This window comes from Larkinella ripae (genome assembly GCF_054780775.1).
This window is the reverse complement of the sequence record NZ_BAAGVR010000022.1, coordinates 868,692-887,178: the sequence shown is the minus strand read 5'-3', so window position 1 is coordinate 887,178 and position 18,487 is coordinate 868,692. Positions and strand designations below refer to the sequence as shown.

Below are 18,487 nucleotides of genomic sequence, written 5' to 3'. Positions count from 1 at the left end.
AGGTAATAAAATACAAACTTGTCTATGTTAAATACTAGCAGTTAGGCCATTGTTTGCATGCACCAGGGACCGTTCAGGGATGACGACAGAAAGGGAGAAAATTTGCCGCGGCTCCCGGCCAATTACCCGGCTGAACCCGCCGGAAAAGTAACGGACGACGAGTTGATTTTTCGGCAACTGTTCGCGCAGGAACCCCAAAAGGGGTGTGAGCTCTTGTTCCGCCGGTATTATGCCAACCTGGTCAACCACGCCGTGCGGTTTGTCTATTCCCGGGAAGTGGCCGAAGATCTGGTGGCCGAGGTGTACACGGCGTTCTGGCAGGACCGCCTTTTTGAGCGAATCACCACCTCCTACCGGGCTTATCTCTACCAGACGGTTCGGAACCGGGCCTACAATTACCTGCGGTGGGAATTGCACCCCGCCGACCCACTGGAGTCGCTCGGCAGCCAGCGCGCATCGGCCGTGCTGCAACCCGACGAGGTGCTGCATTTCAGCGAGCTTCACCAGAAAATCGAAGAAACGATTCAGGGCTTGCCTCCGCAGTGCAAACGGGCGTTTCTGCTGAGCCGGGTCGAAGGAAAAAAGTACCCGGAAATTGCCCGGGAGATGCAGATCAGCGGCAGCGCCGTCGAAAAGCTGATGATCAGGGCGCTGAACAAATTACGCCAGGAATTGAAAAGAGAATGGTTTATCAGCCTGCTTCCGGGCGTTCTGGCTTGTCTGGCTGGTCTATGTTGAACTTGTTATGGAACCCTCGCAGCTGAAACGGATTTTATTTGAATTTTTCGACGGAAAGGCCACGGCTTTTCAACGGAAATTCCTGGAAGATTGGCTAACCGACGAAGCCAATCTCGAAACGTATTACCAGTATCTGGACGAATGGGAAAGCCAGCACCCGCAGTTTGCCCCGGATCCGGAGAAAGCGCTGGTCGCTTACCAACGGGTGCTGGAAAATCAAAAACCGCCGGTTTCTCCGCCGAAAACCGTACCGGTTTCGTCACCGGGCCTTTTCCGGCACTGGCCGAACTGGCGCATTGCGGCTTCCCTTCTGCTGGTCAGTCTGGCCGGCGCGTATTTTTTCCGTTCGCAACTTTTGTACAAAACCTACCAGACGGCTTTCGGGCAAACCACGGTGCATCAACTGGCGGACGGAACCCAGGTGGCCCTGAATGCCAATTCCACCCTGCGCGTTCCCCGGTTTGGGTTCGGTTATAAAACCCGCGAAGTGTATCTGGAAGGGGAAGGCGAATTTAAAGTGACGCATACGGTAACCAACCAGCGCTTCATTGTCCGGACCGCCGACCGGTTTCAGGTCGAAGTCCTGGGCACCGAATTTGTGGTGTACGCCCGCAAAAAAGGCAAGCGCGTTTTTCTCAGCAAAGGGAAAGTCAAACTGGATCTGCCGCAGGGCCAGCAGCTTTACATGCGCCCCGGCAACGTAGTGACAATCACGAACTCCGGCAACTACCGGCTCACGCAGACCGGCACGGTCCGCCAGTATGTGGGCTGGAAAGACCACTGGTTTTACTTCGATAACACCTCCCTGGCCGACGTGGCCGATCAGATGCGGGAGCGGTTTGGCGTCGAGGTCGTGGTGGCCGACGCCCGGCTGGCGCAACGGCGGATTGCCGGCAACTTCCGGGCCGAGCAGGCCGATGATCTCTTCCAGATTTTATCCGAATTACTCAACCTGAACGTGGTGAAGAAAAACCACCGCATCGAATTGCAAGTGCCCTGATCTTCCTAACCCTTAACTAATTCCTGAATATGGTACGTACGTGTTTACAAAAAACCGTTCTGGTCACGCTGGTGGTGTTGAGCCACCAGCTGACCCGGGCGCAGCCCATCGTCCTGGCCCGGCAGTCCAACCGCCCGCTGATGCCGACCCAGACCGTTCCGTCGGCGGGTCAGAAAATGAAGGAAATCCTGACGGAGTTAAGCCGGGAGCACCAGGTCAGCATTTTGTTCGAGGAAACGACCGTCAGCGGCATCGTTGTTCCGGCGGGCGCTCGGTTCCGCTCCGGTAAGCTGGAAAAACAGCTTGAAACCCTGCTGAAACCCTACGATCTGATGTTTAAAAAGATCGGGAATCAGGCGTATTACATCGTTAAAAACCCGGCCCGGACAACGGCTGCGTCGCCGGTCGGGCCGGAACCGGTCAACGTTCCTCCGCTCCGGGAGCCGACGGCCGTGAACAGCCCGGTTTTTTCGCCCGCCCTGCCGGTGATAACCCTGGCCGACTTTACGGTGAGCGGAAAAGTAACGGGCGAAAACGGCGAAGGCCTGCCGGGGGTGAGCGTCGTTATCAGGGGAACCCAGCGCGGGACCGTCACCAACCCCGACGGCAACTACACGCTGTCGGTGCCGGAAAGCGGCAGTGGGGCCGTGCTGGTCTTTAGTTTTGTGGGGTACCTGTCGCAGGAAAAAACCGTCAGTGCCGCGACAACGATCAACGTGTTGCTGAAACCGGATGACAAGGTGCTCGAGGAAATCGTGGTGATCGGCTACGGAACCGCCCGCAAGAGCGACCTGACCGGCGCCGTCGGCACGGTGAAAGAAGCCGAACTGAAAGAACGGCCCACGGCTTCGCTCACCCAGGCGTTGTCGGGCCGGATGCCGGGGGTGCAGGTGAACACCAACTCGGGTCGCCCCGGCGGCCGGACCACCATCCGGGTGCGCGGGTTCAGCTCCATCAACTCCTCGAACAACCCGCTGTATGTGGTCGACGGGGTGATGCTTCCGCAGGGTGGACAGAATCAGTTCAGCTCGGCCATCGACTACATCAACCCCAACGACATCGTATCGGTGGAAGTCCTGAAAGATGCTTCCTCGACGGCTATCTACGGGGCCCGCGGTGCGAACGGGGTGATTCTGGTAACGACCCGAAAAGGCAAATCCGGCGAAGGGTCGCTGACCTACAATGTCGATTTCAGCGTCAACGCCATTGGGCCCAATCCGCCCAAAGTCCTGAATGCGCGGCAATACATGGCCGTGGAAGACCTGGCCTGGGCCAACATGGAAAAGTATGATCCGGCGGGCTGGGCGGCTGGCAAGTGGGCGTATCTGAACCCCAAACTGCGCCGGATCGACCCCCGCGTGTGGAACTCCGACGGCAGCCCCAAATACGACACGGACTGGTTCCGGGAAACCACCCAGAATAAGCTGTCGCAAAACCACCAGCTCGGTTTTAGTGGCGGCAACGACCGCACGCAGTATTCGATTTCGCTGGGCTACCGCGATGATCAGGGCCTGCTCAAGACGTCCTACATGAAGCGGTATTCGGGCCGGTTTACCATCGACGATCAGGTAAAACCGTGGCTGAAAATTGGCGGAACGCTGAGTTACAACAACCAGTCGGAGAATCTGGTGGACATCAACGACGCCGTGGCCCGCCAAATCGTGGAGGATTTTCCGTTTCTGCCGGTGCAATACGAAGACGGCACCTACGCCAACAACCGCGATTTCCCCTACGCCGAAGGAACGATGAGCTCGTACCACCGGCTGATGGGAACGAAGTACATTCTGAACACGCAAACCACGCTGGGCAGCCTCTACTCCAACATCAGTTTTGGGAAAGGACTGGAAATGCGCACCATCCTGGGCACGAATGTGCAAACCCAGGAAAATAATTATTCGGTGACCCGGACGCTGAACATCGGCGGAAACGGCAACGCGTCGTCCACCAACCGGAAGGAAACGTTCTGGTCGTTTGAAAACTACCTGACCTACAACAAGCAGATCAACGACAAACATTCGATCAACGCCCTGTTGGGGATTTCGTGGCAGGAAACCAACCTGTTCAGCATGAGCGCCAGCGTCAGCAATTTTGCAACGGATTACTTTGGCTTCAACAACCTGGGCGCCGGGGCGACCAATCCGGGGGTGGGCTCGGGGGCTTCCCGGTTTTCGTTCAACTCCTACTTTGGGCGGATCAACTACAGCCTGCTGGAAAAATATTTACTGACGTTTACGGGCCGGGCCGATGGCTCGTCGAAATTTGGGTCCAGCAACAAATTCGCGTTCTTTCCCTCGGCGGCTCTGGCCTGGCGGGCCTCGGAAGAAGAGTTCCTGAAAGGCAACTCGATCATTTCCAACCTGAAAGTGCGGACCAGCTTCGGCTTGACGGGCAACTCCGAAATTCCGCCGTATTCGTCGCTGTCGCTGCTGAGTTCGACCTACGCAACCATCTTTGGCGATTCGCGGGTGTCGGGAACGGGCATCAGCCGGCTGGCTAACCCGGATTTGCGCTGGGAAAAAACCGCCCAGACGGACGTGGGGGTTGAAATTGGTTTGTTGAAGGGCCGCATCAACCTGGAAGCCGACTACTATTACCGCAAAACCACCGACATGCTGCTGGATGCGCCGGTTCCGCGCACGAGCGGTTACGCCACGATCCGCCGGAACGTGGGTTCGATGGAAAATAAAGGCTTCGAGTTTGGTCTGAACACGGTCAACATCGACGCGGGCGGTTTTCAGTGGAACAGCACCCTGAATGTTTCGTTCAACCGCAACAAGGTACTGGCGCTGGCAACCCCGTCGGACATTTTCAACGTCGGTGGTCCGAACTTCACCAACCCGACCAACATCATCCGGATTGGCGAGCCGGTGGGGTCGTTCTGGGGCCTGACCCGGCTGGGCGTCTGGAGCGAAGCCGAGCGCGAAGAAGCCGCCCGGTTTGTGAGCTACCGGAACGGGTTGACGATTCTGCCGGGGGACATCAAGTACCTGGATGTGAACGGCGATCATGCCATTACCGACGCCGACCGCAGCATCATTGGCAACGGCAGCCCGAAAGCCTGGGGGGCGTTTACGAACACCTTCCGGTACAAGAACTTCGATCTGACGCTGGAATTGCAGTTCTCGTACGGCAACGACGTGATGGATCTTAATATTTCGACCAGCGAGGACCGGCAGGCGCTGGCCAACAGCTACACTTCCGTGCTGAACGCCTGGACTCCGCAGAACCAGAACAGTCCGATTGCGGAGATTCGCGAAACCCGGGCCGGTTACGTCCTGAACGTGGACAGCTACTGGATCAAGGATGGCTCGTTTCTGCGGGGCCGCAACCTGCTGTTCGGCTACACGTTCCCGGGCGTTGTGACGAATAAATTGAAGCTGAACCGGCTGCGGGCGTACGCAACCGTGCAGAATTTTTTCCTGCTGGTCAAAGACAAAATCATCGGTGACCCGGAAGTGACGCCGACGAACCAGGGCGATGGCAACAGCGCCTTCTCGCAGGGGATGATCTGGCACAACTACCCGAAACCGACAACCTATATGTTCGGCTTGCAGATTGGATTATAAGCAATTACGGGAGGAACTATGAATAAATTCTTGTAAATTTCGGGAATAACACAAATTGAGAAAGGCGGTTTTGCGTCCCAACAGGTCAAAATGAGGGTAGAAAAATAGATTTCCCGGCGTCTCAATAGGCCTTTCGGTACGCACCGTAAATGGACTGAATGCGCATCGGAAGGCCTGGACGACCAGGCTGACTAGCTACAACATCAGGAACCGCTGGCACGTAAATCGCGTAATCTTTGTCGATGGTAAGCATGAAGGTGATAAGAACGAGCCGTATTGGGGTGTTGATACCGGTTTTGGTAGGATTCAGCCTGCTGATTCAGGGCTGTGGAAATGTGGAAAAACCGGCTGAAATCGAGCAGTTGGCCGACCAGCTTCCCGATCAGGTAGACTATAACCTGCACGTAAAGCCGATTTTGTCGGATAAATGCTTTTTCTGCCACGGTCCCGACAAAGCCAGTCAGAAGGGCGGGCTGGAACTGGCAACCCGCGAAGGGGCGATGGCGGCTCTGAAAAAAGCTAAGAATAAGAAACACGCCATCGTGCCCGGCGATCTGGCCGAAAGCGAAGTTTATTACCGGCTCATCACGAAGGACGAGGACGAAATGATGCCGCCCAAGTCCTCAAACCGGGTGTTGACGAACTACGAAAAAGCCGTGCTTCTGAAATGGATCGAGCAGGGCGCGGAATACAAACCGCACTGGGCGCTGATCAAACCGGAAAAACCGGCTTTGCCGACCGTGAAAAATGCGAACTGGCCCAAAAATCCAATCGACTATTTTGTGCTGGGCAAAATGGAAGAAAAGGGCCTGACCCCCTCGCCCGAAGCCGATAAAGAGAACCTGCTCCGACGGGTAACGCTCGACCTGACGGGTTTGCCGCCGACGGTGGAAGAAGAAGAGGCTTTTCTGGCTGATTCTTCCCCAAATGCTTACGAGAAAATAGTGGACCGCCTGCTGAAATCGCCCCATTACGGCGAAAAAATGGCCGTCGACTGGCTGGACGTTTCGCGCTACGCCGACACGCACGGCTATACCGTCGATCGCTACCGCCCCATGTGGCCCTGGCGCGATTGGGTGATCAAGTCATTCAATCAAAACCAGCCGTTCAACCAGTTCATTACCTGGCAGTTGGCGGGCGACCTGCTGCCGAATGCCACGCGCGAACAACGGCTGGCGACGGGCTTCAACCGCAACCATTCGCAGAACATGGAGGGCGGGATTATCAACGAAGAATTCCGGGTTGAGTACGTCGCCGACCGCGCCAATACCGTCGGAACGGCGCTGATGGGGATGACGATGGAATGTGCCCGCTGCCACGATCATAAATTCGACCCGATTTCGCAAAAGGATTATTACAGCCTGTTCGCGTTTTTCAACAACGTGGACGAAGCCGGACAGATCTCCTGGGACGACGCCATGCCGGTGCCGACCATGCTGCTGACCCAGCCCAAACACGATAGTTTGCTGCGGTTTTTAGACGCCAGAATCAAAACCGCCGAAACCGCCCTGAATCAAACGGTTCAGCAGGAACAACCGGCCTTTGCGCAGTGGCAGGCCAAAACCGGCACGACCCTTTCATTTGATTACCGGAAGGGGTTGCAGGCGCATTTCACGTTTGACAAGCTGGCCAATGGCAAATTTGTGAATGAAGTAAGCCGGAAAGACAGCGGCCGGGTGCTCGACCCGGTTTTGGTGCCCGGCAAGCGCGGAAACGCGTTTCAGTCCAACGGCGACGACATTCTGACGCTGGGCGAGGTCGGGATTTTTAACCGCTCGCAACCGTTTACCATCGGCGTGTGGGTCCATATTCCGAAAGAGGTGAACAAAGCCGCGCTGGTCCACAAAGGCAACGGCGATATTCTGTACAATTTCCGGGGCTATTTCCTGAACCTGCGCGACGGCAAGGCGGAACTGCTGATGGCGCACACCTGGCCGTATAACAACATCATCCGGATCGGAAAGCAGGTGCTGCCCAAAGAAAAATGGCTGCAACTGACCATGACCTACGACGGGTCCAGCAAAGCCAACGGGTTGCGGTTGTTTGTGGACGGCAAGGAGGCTGCGCTGGTGACCGAAAAGGATAATCTGTACAAAGACATTCTCTTTAAAGGCAAACAAACCGGGTTGATGGTGGGCGCCGATATGCGCGGGCCGGGTTTCAAAAAAGGCTTGTTCGACGATCTGGTGGTGTATAACCGCGCCCTGACGGCCCCGGAAGTGCTGGCGCTGGCCCAATCCGGGCAGCAACTGACGCCCAGCCCGGATTATTACCTGAGTACGGTTTCGGCATCGTACCAGCAACAGCGCGACGAATTGCAGAAGATAAGGGCGGAACGAAACCGGGTGGTGGAAGAAGTGCCGGAAGTCATGGTGATGGAAGAAATGAAAACGCCCCGGACCACGCACCTGCTCAAACGCGGGGTATACGATGCACCCGGCGAGCGGGTTCAGCCCGATGTCCCCGCCAGCGTGTTGCCCTTTCCGAAAGAATACCCCCGAAACCGCCTGGGGCTGGCGAACTGGCTGCTGCATCCCGACAACCCTTTAACGGCCCGGGTCGTCGTCAACCGGTACTGGCAAACCTACTTCGGAACGGGGCTGGTCAAATCCGCGAACAATTTCGGGAACCAGGGCAACCTGCCCACGCACCCCGAACTGCTCGACTGGCTGGCGGTGCAGTTTAGAACCGGTGCCGGGGGAACGTCTCCCTGGAATGTGAAGGCCCTGCAAAAGCTGATCGTGCTGTCGGCCACCTACCGCCAATCGTCGCGCGGAAAACCGGACCTATTGAAAAAAGACCCCGAAAATACCTGGCTGGCCCGCGGACCCTTGTACCGGTTGACGGCGGAAATGATCCGCGATAACGCCTTGTCGTCCAGTGGCTTGCTATCGGGGCGGCTGGGGGGTGAAAGCGTAAAACCGTATCAGCCGGAGGGCTTGTGGGCGGTCAATAACACGACCTACGAACAGGATACCGGCGAAAAACTCTACCGCCGGAGTTTGTACACGTTCTGGCGCCGGACCAATCCGCCCCCGTCGATGAACACCTTCGATGCGCCCTCGCGGAGTTACTGCGTGGTGCAGCGGCAAAAAACCAGCACGCCCTTGCAGGCGCTGGTGCTGCTCAACGATCCGCAGTTTGTCGAAGCCGCCAAAGTTGTGGCCGCCCGCTCGTTTGAACGGTATACGGCCCTGCCCGACCGACTGACGCAGGTGTTCCGCTTGCTGACGAGCCGAAAACCGGTGGCGAAGGAACTGGCGATTCTGACGAGCTTATACGAACAGGAATACCGGAAATTCCGGCAGAATCCCGCCAAAATGCAGGGTTGGTTGCAGGCCGGTGAATACAAACTGACAAAAACCGACGAGATGCCCGCCCTGGCGGCTGGCGCGGTCGTGGCCAGTACGGTTATGAACTCGGAAGCGTTTATTACGAAACATTAAAATAGTTTACGGTTTTCGGTATACGGTTTTCAGTTTACGGTGGCTGACGCGCGTTAAGAATGATCAATGAACTTAAAAGACGGGTCAATCTGACGAAAACCGTATACCGAAAACTGAAAACCGTATACCGGTAAAATTATGAAAGACAAACTGGCACAAAGTCTGGCGGATACGTTTAACCGGCGGTCTTTTCTGAATAAAGCTTCGTGGGGCCTGGGCACGCTGGCGCTGGGTTCGCTCCTGCCTTCGTCCGGTCTTTTCTCCAGTCCGGCGGAGCGAATTGAAACCGTGCCGCACCGCGCTCCAAAGGCCAAGCGGGTGGTGTACCTGTTTCAGAGCGGAGGACCATCGCAGCTGGAAATGTTTGATTATAAACCGTATCTGGCGAAAATGCACGGCCAGGACCTGCCCGAGTCCGTTCGGAAAGGCCAGCGGCTGACGAGCATGAGCGCCCAGCAATCGGCCCTGCCGCTGGTGAGTTCGCCGTACCAATTCCGGCAGTACGGCAAAAGTGGCGCGTGGGCCAGTGAGCTGGTGCCTTATACCGGAAAAGTGGCCGACGATCTGTGTTTCATCAAATCCATGTTTACGGAGCAGATCAACCACGACCCGGCCCTGACGTTTTTTCAGACCGGCAATCAGCTGGCCGGACGGCCCAGCATTGGTTCGTGGGTGAGTTACGGACTGGGCTCGGCCAACGAAAATCTGCCCGCTTTCATCGTGATGGTGTCGAAAGATGCCCCGCAGGATCAGCCCCTGTATGCCCGTTTATGGGGCAACGGTTTTTTGCCGTCCAAGCACCAGGGCGTGCAGTTTCGCTCCGGCAACGACCCGGTTTTGTACCTGAACAATCCCAGCGGATACAGTTCGGCGGATCGGCGGTCGATGCTCGATGCGCTGAAAGACCTGAATCAGGTGCAGGAGGAGCTATACGGCGACCCCGAAGTGTCGAACCACATTGCGCAGTATGAGATGGCCTACCGGATGCAGACGTCGGTGCCGGAAGTCAATGATTTATCGGATGAACCGGACTGGGTGTTTGACCTGTACGGTGAGGAAGCCCGCAATCCGGGAACGTACGCGGCCAATTGCCTGATGGCCCGGCGGTTACTCGAACGGGATGTGAAATTTGTGCAGTTGTATCATCAGGGCTGGGACCTGCACGGCAACCTGCCCAAAGGCTTGCCTAAGCAGTGTAAGGCCACCGATCAGGCGTCGGCGGCTCTGGTGCAGGACCTCAAACAGCGCGGTTTGCTGGACGACACGCTGGTGATCTGGGGTGGGGAATTTGGGCGCACCAATTACTCGCAGGGCAAGCTGACCAAAGACAATTACGGCCGCGATCACCACCCGCGCTGCTTCACGATGTGGATGGCCGGGGGCGGCATCAAACCGGGCATTACGTACGGCGAAACGGATGAGTTTGGTTATAACATCGCCCGGAATCCGGTGCACGTCCACGATTTCCAGGCGACCTTGCTGCATTTGCTCGGCATCGACCACGAAAAACTAACGTACGAATTTCAGGGCCGCCGGTTCCGGCTGACCGATGTGGAAGGAAAACTGGTGAAGGGGATTCTGGCCTGAGAGAGCCCCTTACCTGGTATTGGTCCTGCTCCTGCAGACTTTGAAGCGGGTGGACAATCCCGGTCAAAGAATAGCGGTTTTACGTATCTTGACCGATCGACTGGGTTGACAATCCGGAATTCCAGAGCCGATTACAGAGTTGTTTAATTGACCTTATCGACTGCGCTTCCGGATGAGTCAGGATCCTGACGGCTTTTGCAACCTGGGCAGTATAATATTTGATTATACAACACCAAGAATGAGTTTAAAGGAAGGAAAACAGAACCGTAAGAAGCTTGTACAAAACTTTAAGCGTCAAGAGAAAGAATCCAACGTGGCCGGAATGCCTATTTCGACAGCCGACCTGAAAAGCCTCTTTGATTACTTGGATGATAAGCTGCAAAAGGATGACTGTGACGATTCACTCAGTTTAACCGAAGCCTTCCTCAAGGAACGAGGTTTACCCATGGACCAGGTAAAGGCTTGGCTAAGCAAATATGGGGGTTGCTGTGATTGTGAGGTATTGGCGAACGTTGAAGATGAGTTTGAGGGAATTGTTTGATACGGGTTATCGTAAAAGCATTTATACACTAAATGAATTTTTCAATCGAAGGAAAGCATGGGTTTATTAAAATAGAAATTGAGGAAGTATTTGGCTACCCAAATCGTACATGCCATTGGGGTGGTTACGAGACAAAAAGTAAGCTCTCCTTTAGAAGTGGAACCTATGCCGTAGAAGGTGATATTTGGCTTTCAACGGGTGAAATTTTTAATTTCTACAACGACTTAAGCAGTACTTATGTATCCGTTAGCGGTAAAGCGACGCTCTTCCATGAAAGCATTTTGTTGTTTACAGTTCGTTTTGATGATACTGGCCACCTCTTGGTAAACGGCGAATTCTCACCATATCTTTCAGAAAATAATTTATCCGTATTTGAATTGGTAAGCGATCAAAGTTACCTGCCTGAAACATTAGCAAGTCTCAAGAATATTGTCAACACGTATGGCGGCAATACCGGAAAAATTCCTTGAAACCTATTGGAATCCAGCCAGGAAAACCGCCGAATCATTTGACACTTTTTTTAAGCAGGGCTAGCTCCTGTGAGATTTCATCGATGCGTGAGAGCAAGGCCTTCATGAGAGCACGAATCATCAGGCTATCCTTCGCAAATTTTTCCCCCGGGGCAATCAACTCTTCAAATGGAATGCGCATAACGGTCGAATTTAGGGAGCAACTCGGCCGACGGCTTAAACCACAGGAGCGGAAAAGAAACTCAGTGTAAACGGATGAAAATCGGATGACCGTTACAGGTACGGCCATCACTATACGATCAACGCCTTGATAAACAAATTGTTCAACCGCCCTCCACTTTCCAGATGCGCGTTTTAGGTGTGATTTAGCTTGCGCAGCATACGAATCAGAATGATCGAATCCTTGATAATGGATGGATGAAACTTCAGGATGGGATGATGCCTCAACCGGAAGCCTTCGGACACTACCCTTTCTAATTCCTTGAGGTGGGATTGAATTGCTTTCGGTTGCATAAGGATACTGATTTATTACATAACCCGATTTTCACCTGTAACGTTTCTTGTATACGTCGAAAGGAAGTAATTGGTTTTAATAAGTAAAACCGGCCTTTCATAAACCGCTGACGGTTTAATGGGCAACTAAGGATAACAATATTATATTTGGCAATTTGAACCCCTCCATTTGATCATCCATCAGGACCTGTCTACAACATGCCCGTTCGTAAAAAACGAGTTAGTACCGAAACCATTCTTGCGCTGGCGGCAACTGTGACCAGTGTGTGCGCCTTAATTGTGGCGGTTTATCAAACCAAACTCTCTCGGGAACAGCAACTTAACTCCGTTTGGCCCTACCTGATTACTTACCGGTATATGGATGAAAGCCAGCGATCCAATTTAATGGTTGCTAATTATGGCATTGGGCCCGCCATCATTGACAGTGTTCGCGTAGTCTATGAGAACAAAGCTTACTCACTACCTACTCAGGTTATTAGTACCCTATCCAAGAAACTGGACCGGGGCGAATTTGGGATCGGTTGGAGCCACACCGAACTCAGGCGGGGGCTGGTCATTCCGCAGGGGCAAGTACTGACCTGGGTAATGGTCAATGATTCCAGTGACAACGTCCTTTTCAGCAAGGAACTACCCAAGATCAAAAGTTACATCTATTACCATTCAATTTATGGAGAACGCTGGCATTCTGTTTTCAATGACAGTGGCGAAATGGTTGTGACGGACTAACGTACGGTGTAGTCTTCTGATGAAGAAATACCGTTGCCGGGCAGAATGAAAGCATTTGGCAATGCAAGGCATTACTGAAATTTAGGAATTCAAACCTCCCGTTTCGAAGACAGAGCCAAGCAGGAGCGCTTTGATGGTAAAAGCCGTAAACCACGTCCCAAAAATCACTCGGTCTTCCCCACAAACCCTTTCCCCGTCAGCACCTGCCCCGGCCGCCGGCCGTTGTGTTTGCCGTTTTCGATGACCGGGACCCCGTTGACCAGCACGTAGGAAAAACCGGTCGAGTAGGCGTGGGGCGCATCGTAGGTGGATTGGTCGGAGACGGTTTTTTCGTCGAAAATAACGAGGTCGGCGGCAAAACCGGGTTTCAGAATCCCGCGATCATCGAGTTTGAACCGTTGGGCGGGCAAGGACGACATCCGCCGGACGGCTTCCTCCACCGGAATCACTTTTTTCTCCCGGACGTAGCGACCCAGCACGCGGGCGTTGGTGCCGTAGCCGCGCGGGTGCGGCATTCCCGACTGAAACCGGGCGACGCCCGCATCCGACGCCACCATCGTGTTCGGGTAGCGCATGATCGTGGCCACGTCCTCTTCCGACATGGTGTGGTAGACCATCTGAATGCGTTTCATGGTGGCCTTGTCCATCAGGTCCAGCACCAGATCCGCTTCGGTTTCGGCGTTGTTTTTGCGGCCCATTTTCTGGTTGATTTTGCTGATGCTCAACCCGTTAAAGGTGGTGTCGGCGGGGTAGCTGGCCACGACGGCGTAGTCGTAGTTTTTGCGGTCGTTTTTCTTTAAACCGTCCAGCATTTCTTTCCGAATCCTGGTGCGGGTGGCCGGATCGCGAAAACGAACCAGCGTGGCCGAATCGCCGTCGGCCAGCGCCCAGGCGGGCACAATGCTGGAAAGGGAGGTGCTCGATGCCGTATACGGATATTGATCGACGGTTACATCAAGCCCTTCGCGCCGGGCGGCTTCCACCATCGCCACGGTTTCGACGCTCGACCCCCAGAGCGGTTTGCTGGCGACTTTAAAATGCGAAATTTCGACCGGAATCCGGGCTTCGCGGCCAATCTGAATCGCTTCCTGAATGGCTTTTTTCACGTCCTGGCCTTCGTTGCGCATGTGCGATGCGTACACCCCGCCGTAGCGCGAGGCCATTTTCGCCAGATTTACTAGTTCGGGCGTGCGGGCGTAGGTGCCGGGGGTGTAGATCAAACCGGTCGAAATTCCGACCGCGCCGTCTTTCATCGCCTGTTCCACCAGCGCTTCCATCTCCATCTGTTCTTTGGCCGTGGGCTCGCGAAAGGCCATTTTCATCACTTTCAGCCGGACGGTATTGTGGCCGATCATCGAGGCCACATTGGGCGAAAAACCGGTAATGCGCAACGAATCGTAGAAAAGCCGTAGGTTGGTGGCCGAACTGCCGCAGTTGCCGGTCACCAGGGTGGTGACGCCGTCGTAGAGAAAATTCTCGGCGCCGGGGCGGTCCTGCAAACTACCTTCAATGTGCGTATGCACGTCAATGAAACCGGGGGCCACAATCTGGTTTTTGGCGTCGATGACGGTTTTCGCGTTCGGGGCCGGAATGGGGCCGATTCGTACGACTTTCCCGTTCTGAATCGCCACGTCGGCGTAATACCACGGATTGCCGGTGCCGTCGACAACGCGACCGTTCTTAATCACCAGATCGTACGATTGGCCGAATCCGAAGGTACTGATGAAGAAAAAGTAGAATATGTATTTCATGAATAAAGTACGGTAGAATTCTCCGTCGGAAACGTTCGTCAAACACTAACTTAACGAACAAAAACCGCATTTGCCAGTGGAAGCTGCTCGTAGAAAGCAGACTTATCCTAATTTTACGGATCACCTCTGCGCACCCTTATACCACGATCTCTATGAAATTCACATTTGTCTCTTTTTTAATTGGCCTTGGTGCTGTCTTAACGGGTTGTCAGTCGGAAAAACCGTCATCGCTGCCGCTCATCGGGACCTGGGAATTGGTTTCGGCGACAGCAACCGAGAAAGACTCCACCTTCTCGACCTTCAATCCGAATCAGAAAATGATTAAGATCATCAATGACACCCATTTCGCTTTCTTAAACCACGACGGGCGGTCGGGCAAGGATACGTCGGCGGCCCTTCCGTTCTCGGCGGGTGGCGGAAGGTACACCCTGGCCGACAGCGTTTATACGGAACATCTGGATTATTTTATTGACAAGGCCTGGGAAAATCACAAATTCGAATTTGTGGTTAAAATCGCGGGTGACACGCTGGTTCAGAAAGGCGTTGAACGGCTGGAAAAACTCGGCATTGATCGGGTAATTATTGAAAAATACAAACGGGTCAAAAACTGACCCGGTTTCTGCTTATTTTCTTTAAAAGGCTGGTTCCTGTAACCGGGTCGGATTCATCAGGAAATCCTGTAATCTGACCCGGTTTTTTTGGTAAAGGTGACGCTGCTATTCCTCAGTACCTCTATTAGCCGGTTAAATCTGTCCTTATTATAGACAATTAAACAAAAAAATATTACCAATCCTTTTTTGTTTAAAGGATTAAGCATAGTTTTGAGTGGATTATTCAACCAACAAATACTAAAAAACAGCTTCATGAACCGAACGGAAACCGCAGGCTTGCCGCCGGCAGGAATGCTTTCTTCTAAAATCAAACCGGGAGCGGTAGCAGGCTCAGGATGAATTTTCTAGTTAATCACTTATTCGGCTGAATTGCAACGTTTGCTGACGCAGCGCCGTCTGTTAAAAGAGTGCTCCCAAAGTTCCACAGAAAAGAATCTCCTATCCAATTTCATCGTTTTTGTCTTCTCGCTTAATCGTTTAAGCTTTTATTGATCTTTTGCTCTATTCTTTACTTTTTTACCCAAAACCATTTTTTACTATGAGAAAATTTGTAAAACTCTTTTCGTTTCTGCTGTTGCTGGGGCAAGGCTACGCCATGGCGCAGACCGCCCGGGTGACCGGTCAGGTGACCGGCCCTGACAACCAGGGGCTTCCGGGTGTCAACGTTCAGATCAGCGGCACAACCCTCGGTACGGCTACCGATGCATCCGGTAATTTCACGCTGAACGCGGCCGGTAATGCCTCGCTGGTTTTTTCCAACATTGGGTATGTCAGTCAGACCATCGCGGTCAACGGGCGTTCGGTGATCAATGTTCAATTGGCGGAGGACCTCAAAACGCTGAGCGAAGTCGTCGTGGTCGGATACGGAACCCAGCGCAAAACCGACGTGACGGGCGCATTAACGGCTATTTCGACGAAAGAATTTGCGCAACAACCGGTTAACCGGCTCGATCAGGTATTGCAGGGACGGGCCGCGGGTGTGCAGGTCACCCAAACCAACGGCGCACCCGGTGGCGATGCGCGCATCCGGATTCGGGGCGCCAACTCCGTGCTGGGCAATAACAACCCGCTGTACATTGTCGATGGCTACGTGGGAGCCGATTTCAACTTCGTCAATCCCAGTGATATCGAGACGATTCAGGTGCTGAAAGATGCGGCTTCTACCTCGATTTACGGAAGTCGCGGGGCCAATGGCGTAGTGATCATCACGACCAAAAGAGGATCGAAAGGCTTGAAAGTCAATTACGAAGGCCAGTTCAGCATCGCGGAGAACATTAGGCGTTACGACGTTTTGCCCGCCGGAGAATTTGCCGAAATCGTGAATGCCCGGGCCACCGCCACCGGCTCCAACCTGCCGTTCACGGCGGCTCAGATTGCCGAGTTTAAACAAAACGGCGGAACCGACTGGCAGGATCTGGTTTTTCGGACGGGCAGCGGGCAGCAGCACCAGGTGACCCTCTCGGGCGGGGGTGACAAAACGACGTTTTTGATTTCGGGTAACTACCTGAACCAGAACGGGATTGTGGACAACAGCGGTTTTAAACGCTACATCCTGCGGACGAACCTCAATACGCAGGTCAACGACAAGTTGTCGTTCCGGTTGAATCTGTGGGGAACGCGCTCGCAGAACCACAACACCCTCGACGGCGGGGCCATCGTGCAGGCGCTGGCCTGGGCACCAACCACCCCCGCTTACGGAGCCGATGGGCAGCCGACGTTTACCGACCCGATCGGTTCCGTCTACCGCAACCCGCTGGATTATCTGTATGATCAGTCGATCGACGCAAACCGCACCGGACTTAACCTCAACGGCGGTTTGAATTACAAGCTGCCCATCAAAGGGCTTTCGGTCGATCTGCAATATGCGGTTAATTACCTGAACGCGCAGAACCTGAATTTTACGGGCAAACGCCTGTCCAACAACGTACCGAATTCAAACCGGTATTCGTCGGAGCAGTTGACGCTGCAAAACACGAACAGCCTGAATTACGACCTCAAAGCGGGCGATCACTCGATCAACGCCGTGGCGGTTTTGGAAACCCAGCAGTTTACGGACCGAAACTTTACGGCGAGTGCTTCGGGCTTACGGTTTCCGCAACTGGGCTACGACAACATTGGCGGAAATGCGGCTGCCACCGTGGGGTCGGGGTATCAGAAATGGACCTTACTCTCGTTGCTGGGCCGCGTCAACTACGCCTACAAAGACAAATACCTGGTCACGGCGGCCGTTCGGCGGGATGGTTCGTCTAAATTCAGCGCGGCCAACCGGTACAGCGTGTTCCCGTCGGTGGCCCTCGGCTGGCGATTATCGGAAGAGGAGTTTATCAAAAACCTGGGCGTATTCAGCAACCTGAAACTGCGGGGCAGCTGGGGGATGACGGGCAGTCAGGCCATTAATCCGTACGCAACCCTGTCAACCTACGGAACTACCAATGTGGGCTTCAACAACACGGCGGCCACGGCGGGGGTTATCCTGGGCAATCCGGGCAACGTCGATCTCAAATGGGAAACAACCCGTCAGGTTGACGTGGGGCTGGAGATGGAATTCTGGAACGGGCGGCTGCGGATTGAAGCCGATTATTTCAGGAAAAACACCACCGATCTGCTGTTGAACGTCGCCATTCCGAGCTACGCCGGGGGCGGTACGCAAACCCGGAACATTGGTGAAATTGAAAACAAAGGCGTTGAATTTTCCATCGGCGGCACACCCGTCGACCGGGGCGGTTTTCGCTGGGAAACCAATCTGAACTTCTCCACCCTGCAAAATCAAGTGCTGAGCCTGGGCGGTTTGCCCCGGCTGGGCACGGGTACGGGCGTGGGGGCCGGTATGTCGACCACCAACGAGTTTATGCTGATGCCGGGCGAACCGCTGGGGTCGTACTGGGGCCTGAAATACTTGGGCACCTGGAAACCGGGTGAAGCCGATCAGGCGGCCCGCTACGGTCGTGTGCCGGGCGACCCGCACTATGAAGACCTGAACGGCGACAACTCGATTACGACCGACGACTTCCAGATCATTGGTCGGGCGTTCCCGAAAGCCACCGGCGGCTGGAACAACACTGTGACCTACAAAGGCCTGACGCTGAACGTGTTTTTCAACGGCGTGTTTGGGGTCGATAAGCTGAACTACACCCGGGCGGCTGCGCTGTCGGGCTCGGGCGATGCGCGGCAGTTCATTCTGGCGGAAATCCGGGATTACTACCGTCCGGGCAACGAAACCTCCGATGTGCCGGCGTTTACGAAAACATACCAGCCGTTTACTCAGTCGAGCCGGTTTTTGGAAAACGGTAGCTTCGTACGCCTGAAAAACGTGAGTCTTTCGTACAACATTCCCAACGGGTTTATCCGCAACAAAGCCAACATCCGGGTCTTTGCCAGCGCCACGAACCTGCTGACCATCACAAAGTACAAAGGGCCGGATCCGGAATCAGCGCGGGTCGGGTCGGGGACGGATACCGCGATCGGTATCGACTACGGCTCGTATCCCAACGCAAAAACATACACGTTCGGCTTAAACCTGGGCTTCTAAACTCTTCTG

12 protein-coding genes are annotated in these 18,487 nt (G+C 54.4%); 10 read left to right on the top strand and 2 right to left on the bottom strand.

The genetic code is table 11. The features are described from left to right. Positions 1-57: 57 nt before the first annotated feature. The 7 genes from ACYVHX_RS16620 (at position 58) to ACYVHX_RS16590 (ending at position 11,348) form a co-directional block, all read left to right on the top strand. On the top strand, positions 58-738 hold the full coding sequence (locus ACYVHX_RS16620; protein ID WP_460672788.1) for an RNA polymerase sigma-70 factor: 681 nt from the start codon (positions 58-60) through the stop codon (positions 736-738). 7 nt (positions 739-745) lie between these two features. Continuing rightward, complete coding sequence (locus ACYVHX_RS16615; RefSeq protein ID WP_460672787.1) at positions 746-1,738, top strand: FecR family protein; 993 nt, start codon at positions 746-748, stop codon at positions 1,736-1,738. 29 nt (positions 1,739-1,767) lie between these two features. After that, entirely contained in the window at positions 1,768-5,304 is a 3,537-nt protein-coding gene (locus tag ACYVHX_RS16610) for a SusC/RagA family TonB-linked outer membrane protein (protein WP_460672786.1), read from the top strand. 251 nt (positions 5,305-5,555) lie between these two features. After that, positions 5,556-8,750, top strand: coding sequence for a DUF1553 domain-containing protein (locus ACYVHX_RS16605; RefSeq protein WP_460672785.1), 3,195 nt, complete (start codon positions 5,556-5,558; stop codon positions 8,748-8,750). A 138-nt stretch (positions 8,751-8,888) separates the two neighbouring features. Further along, on the top strand, positions 8,889-10,337 hold the full coding sequence (locus ACYVHX_RS16600) for a DUF1501 domain-containing protein (RefSeq protein WP_460672784.1): 1,449 nt from the start codon (positions 8,889-8,891) through the stop codon (positions 10,335-10,337). A gap of 172 nt (positions 10,338-10,509) precedes the next feature. Continuing rightward, complete coding sequence (locus ACYVHX_RS16595) at positions 10,510-10,878, top strand: DUF2695 domain-containing protein (protein WP_460672783.1); 369 nt, start codon at positions 10,510-10,512, stop codon at positions 10,876-10,878. Between the two features lie 32 nt (positions 10,879-10,910). Next, positions 10,911-11,348 (top strand): WapI family immunity protein, encoded by a 438-nt coding sequence (locus ACYVHX_RS16590; protein ID WP_460672782.1) that lies wholly within the window; start codon positions 10,911-10,913, stop codon positions 11,346-11,348. A 34-nt stretch (positions 11,349-11,382) separates the two neighbouring features. Here the strand turns inward: ACYVHX_RS16590 and ACYVHX_RS16585 are convergent, their stop codons facing one another. Beyond that, complete coding sequence (locus tag ACYVHX_RS16585) at positions 11,383-11,529, bottom strand: hypothetical protein (RefSeq protein WP_460672781.1); 147 nt, start codon at positions 11,527-11,529, stop codon at positions 11,383-11,385. Between the two features lie 530 nt (positions 11,530-12,059). Between ACYVHX_RS16585 and ACYVHX_RS16580 the strand changes: the two genes are divergently transcribed. Next, complete coding sequence (locus ACYVHX_RS16580) at positions 12,060-12,587, top strand: hypothetical protein (protein WP_460672780.1); 528 nt, start codon at positions 12,060-12,062, stop codon at positions 12,585-12,587. Positions 12,588-12,751: 164 nt separating this feature from the next. Here the strand turns inward: ACYVHX_RS16580 and ACYVHX_RS16575 are convergent, their stop codons facing one another. After that, on the bottom strand, positions 12,752-14,338 hold the full coding sequence (locus ACYVHX_RS16575) for an N-acyl-D-amino-acid deacylase family protein (protein WP_460672779.1): 1,587 nt from the start codon (positions 14,336-14,338) through the stop codon (positions 12,752-12,754). Positions 14,339-14,490: 152 nt separating this feature from the next. Between ACYVHX_RS16575 and ACYVHX_RS16570 the strand changes: the two genes are divergently transcribed. Further along, positions 14,491-14,949 carry a hypothetical protein gene (locus ACYVHX_RS16570; protein ID WP_460672778.1) on the top strand — a complete coding sequence of 153 codons (459 nt, stop codon included), beginning with the start codon at positions 14,491-14,493 and terminating at the stop codon, positions 14,947-14,949. Between the two features lie 538 nt (positions 14,950-15,487). Beyond that, complete coding sequence (locus ACYVHX_RS16565; protein ID WP_460672777.1) at positions 15,488-18,478, top strand: SusC/RagA family TonB-linked outer membrane protein; 2,991 nt, start codon at positions 15,488-15,490, stop codon at positions 18,476-18,478. Positions 18,479-18,487: the final 9 nt, after the last annotated feature.